This is a genomic window from Alcanivorax sp. HI0083 (assembly GCF_001635175.1).
The window spans coordinates 1-4,091 of record NZ_LWFX01001282.1 but is presented as its reverse complement, the minus strand read 5'-3'; the positions used below and the strand labels follow the sequence as shown (position 1 = coordinate 4,091).

Annotated in this window: 6 protein-coding genes; 3 read left to right on the top strand and 3 right to left on the bottom strand. The window is 60.5% G+C overall.

All coding sequences use genetic code 11. The features are described from left to right. From A3754_RS19015 to A3754_RS19005, 3 genes are all read right to left on the bottom strand, one after another. On the bottom strand, window positions 1–114 hold a 114-nt coding region (locus tag A3754_RS19015; protein WP_197468717.1), incomplete at its 3' end, for a protein-export chaperone SecB. A 12-nt stretch (window positions 115–126) separates the two neighbouring features. Beyond that, window positions 127–387, bottom strand: a complete 261-nt coding sequence (gene grxC / locus A3754_RS19010; protein WP_007150626.1) for a glutaredoxin 3 — start codon at window positions 385–387, stop codon at window positions 127–129. Between the two features lie 13 nt (window positions 388–400). Beyond that, a complete protein-coding gene (locus tag A3754_RS19005; protein ID WP_063520952.1) occupies window positions 401–817 on the bottom strand; it encodes a rhodanese-like domain-containing protein in 417 nt (138 codons plus the stop codon). Between the two features lie 135 nt (window positions 818–952). On the opposite strand from A3754_RS19005, the gene A3754_RS19000 reads away from it, so the two are divergent. From A3754_RS19000 to A3754_RS18990, 3 genes are all read left to right on the top strand, one after another. Then, the gene (locus tag A3754_RS19000; protein WP_063520951.1) at window positions 953–2,128 is read left to right on the top strand and encodes a murein hydrolase activator EnvC; all 1,176 of its coding nucleotides are present in this window, start codon (window positions 953–955) and stop codon (window positions 2,126–2,128) included. 53 nt (window positions 2,129–2,181) lie between these two features. Continuing rightward, window positions 2,182–3,501 (top strand): S41 family peptidase, encoded by a 1,320-nt coding sequence (locus tag A3754_RS18995; RefSeq protein ID WP_063520950.1) that lies wholly within the window; start codon window positions 2,182–2,184, stop codon window positions 3,499–3,501. After that, window positions 3,501–4,091: divergent polysaccharide deacetylase family protein (locus tag A3754_RS18990; RefSeq protein WP_063520949.1), on the top strand; the 591-nt coding region annotated here is incomplete at its 3' end. The genes A3754_RS18995 and A3754_RS18990, both read left to right, overlap by 1 nt.

The following is a 4,091-nucleotide window of genomic DNA, read 5'->3' as shown; positions in this document are numbered from 1 at the left end:
CACCTTGGGTTTCCACTCCTGCAGGAACACGTCCGGTGCACCCGGGCACTCAAAGGAGGTGTCTTTCAGGTAAATACGCTGCAGTTGGAAAACCTGTTGCTGTTCATCAGCCATGTTCTTCTCCTGTTACTGGCCTGCTCCGAGCAGAGCATCGAGCTCCCCCGCCCGCTCCAGAGCAAAAAGTTCATCACAGCCACCGATGGCGTGATCATTAATAAAAATCTGCGGCACCGTCCGGGCGCCGCCGCGCTGCATCATGACTGCACGCTGCTGGGGTTCGCGGTCCACATCGGTATCCTCGAACGCCACATTCTTGCTGTTCAGCAACTGCTTGGCACGCACACAAAACGGGCACCAGGCAGTGGTATACAGCTCGACTTTGGCCATCTCTGCCTCCTGCTTACTCTTTAACCACCGGCAGGCTGGCTGACCGCCAGGCGTTCAGGCCACCCTGAATGCGATACAGGTCGGAAAACCCCTTGGTGCGCAGCTGTCGTCCCAGATGTGAGGCCTTGGCCCCCATATCACAAGTCAGGATGAGGGGTTTGTCCTTGTATTTTTCCAGCTCTGCAATACGATCAAGCGCCTGCCCGGCGGGAATATTGATGCTACCGGCAATATGCCCGGTGCGGAAATCATCGCTGTCGCGCAGATCCACGATCACCGCATCCTTCTGGTTCACCATGTTGGTGGCCAACTGCGGCGTAAGCGACTGGCCGCCGCGGCGGGACTCAAGCACAAAAAACAGTGCCCACAACAGGAAAAAGGCGGACACCAGAATATAATGGTTGCTGGCGAATTCAATCAGATTGCCCATGGAAACCCCGGATCATTAGCGTTGGCTCTAATCGGCGCCTGTGGTGCAGCGCCACCATTCCCTCCGGGAAAGAAAGCCGAAGGAAAATCGGCGCCAAGTATACACATCCCCGGGCCGTTAAGGTAAAACCTCGCCATGACCCGACGATTACTGCTGCTTCTACTGCTTCCGGCCCTGCTCCCTGTTAGCGGGGCAGCGGTTGGTGCCGACAATAACGCGCCCAGCAAAGCCCAGCTGGAGAAGCTTAAATCCCGCATCAGTGAGCTGAGCGATGCCCAGAACCGCGAATTGCGCGAACGTGATTCCGTGCAGGCCAGCCTGCGTGAGGCAGAACTGCGCATCAGCCGGCTGACCCGGGAACAACGGAGCCTGGAAAAAAAGGCCAGCACCGCCCAACAACGCCTCAAAAACCTGGAAGCAGAGCAGGCAGTGCTAGCTGCAGAGAAACGCACCCAACTGGACTGGCTGGGCAAAACCGTGCGCGCCAGCTACCAGGCCGGCCGCCAGGAACGCATCAAATTACTGCTCAACCAGGAGCAGCCCGACCAGATCGCACGCCTGCTGCGTTACCAGGAATATTATCAGCGCGCCCGCAGCAACCGCCTCAAGGCCGTCAACGGCGAGCTTGATGAACTCAAGGCGATTGCCCTGCGAGTAGAGAAGGCTCGCCAGGTTCTGCTGGAAAAGCGCACCGAAGTCCAACGCCATGCGGACAAGCTGCAAACCGCCCAGAAAGAGCGCCAGACCACACTGGCATCGCTGAACCGTTCACTGGATAACAGAGGCAGCAACCTTAACCAGCTCAAGGCAGACCAGCAGCGCTTGCAGAAACTGCTGGAAGACATGCAACGCAGCCTCAATGACATTCCTGCCGATCTGGGTGGCAAGCCCTTCGGCAACCTGGCCGGCAAACTCCCCTGGCCGGTGGAAGCGCGCATTTCCACCGGCTATAACAGCCGCCGCGAAGGCGCGCTGCGCTGGCAAGGCGTCATCTTCAATGCCGCCCCCGGCACCCCGGTCCGGGCGATCCATGCCGGCCGCGTGGTGTTTGCCGACTGGCTACGCGGCTACGGCCTGCTGACCATTGTCGATCACGGCAATGGCTATTTGACTCTCTACGGGTACAACCAGAGCCTGCTGCGCGAAGTCGGCGAGTGGGTGTCCGCCGGTGACAGCCTGGCGCTGGCCGGCAATTCCGGCGGCAACCGGACCAACGGTCTATACTTCGAGATACGCCACCGGGGCAAGGCTGTGAACCCCACACGCTGGTGCAATCAGCGTGTTACACTGCCGCCATTGGCGCAAAATTGACCATGAACTTTGAAACGCGCACACCTTTTTCCTGTGCCCGCCGGGGATCCTGAATGCCAACAACCATCCTGCCCACGCTCCGTTCTGTCGCGCTCACGGGCCTGCTTGCCCTTAGCCCTTTCAGCGCACTCCACGCCCAGGATCCTGCCCTTGATGAGCAGGCTCGCCAGCAAGGCGTACCGGTGGATGAGCTGCGCGCCTTTGCCGAGGTCATGGAGCGTATCCGCGCGGCCTATATTGAAGACGTGGATGATCGCGAACTGCTGGAAGCCGCTATCCGTGGCATGCTCCATGATCTGGACCCGCACTCCAACTACCTGACCCCGGACCAGTTCGACGACCTGCAGGTGACCACCACTGGTGAATTCGGCGGCCTTGGCATCGAAGTCACCATGGAAGACGGCTTCGTCAAAGTAGTGACTCCGGTGGATGACTCCCCGGCCAGCAACGCCGGCATCCTCGCAGGCGACCTGATCCTCAAGATCGACGACACCTTTGTGAAGGGGTTGACCCTGGGCGAAGCCGTCGAGCTGATGCGCGGGGAAATCGGCACCAAAATCGATTTAATGGTCCTTAGCGAAGGCGACGAGAAGCCCCGCCAGGTCAGCCTCGAACGTGACCGCATCCAGNCCCACAGCGTGAAATCAAAAATGCTGGAACCGGGCCTGGGCTACCTGCGCATTTCCCAGTTCCAGAACAACACCGGTGACGATGCCCGCAAAGCGCTGGACAAGCTCAACAAGGACAGCCCCCTCAACGGCCTGATTCTCGACCTGCGCAACAACCCCGGCGGCGTACTCAACGGCGCCGTGGAAGTCACCGACCTGTTCCTGGATGCCGGCCTGGTGGTGTACACCCAGGGCCGTGAAAAAGCGAGCCGGAACGACTTTGATGCCAGCGCCGGCGACGCACTCAACGGCAAGCCGCTGGTGGTGCTGGTCAACGGCGGCAGCGCCTCTGCCTCGGAAATTGTGGCCGGCGCCCTGCAAGACCAGGAGCGCGCCATCGTGGTGGGCAACCGCACCTTCGGCAAAGGCTCGGTGCAAACGGTATTGCCACTGAGCAAGGACCGCGCCCTGAAGCTCACCACCGCCCGTTATTACACCCCAAAGGGGCGCTCCATTCAGGCAGAAGGCATTGAACCCGACATTGCCGTGGATGTGGTCACCAAAATCGAAGTACGCGAAGACATGCACCTGCGTGAAGCAGACTTGCCTCGCCATCTGGACAATGAAAACGGCGACAGCGAGAAAGAGAAGAAACGCAGCTCCCTGGCCGAAGACGATTACCCGCTGGCGCAGGCGCTCTCCATTCTCAAAGGCGTCGTCCTCACTCAGCGCCCCGCCCACGCCTCACTGCCCGACCAGCCTTGATGGCTGGCCGGTTACTGGCCCTGGGGTTACTGCTACCAGGGCTGTTGTTGAGCGCCAGCGCCCTGGCCGCACCACGCATTGCCATCATCATTGATGACCTGGGTTACAGCCGCCAGCATGGCCAGGCCATTGTGGATCTGCCCGCGCCGGTCACCTGTGCGGTGATTCCCTTTTCGCCCCATGGCCGACGCCTGGCCGAGCGGGCTAGCCTGGCGGGCAAGGAAGTGCTGGTGCACATGCCCATGGCCGCACAGAGTCATCTGAAACTTGACCGGGGCGGCCTGCAGGACGGCATGGATGAACCTCAGTTACTGAACGCGGTGCGTCAGGCCCTGAGCCAGATTCCCCAGGCTCGCGGCCTGAACAACCATATGGGCAGCGCGCTCACCGAACAGCAACAGCCCATGGGCTGGCTAATGGCCGAACTGAAGGCGCACCAGCTGTTCTTTGTGGACAGCCGCACCAGCAGTCACTCCGTGGCACAGCAGGTGGCCCGGCAGGTAGGGCTATCCCACGCCGGGCGCGATGTCTTTCTGGATAATGAACGCAATCTGGTCAGCATCAATGAGCAGTTCAACCGGCTGATCCGG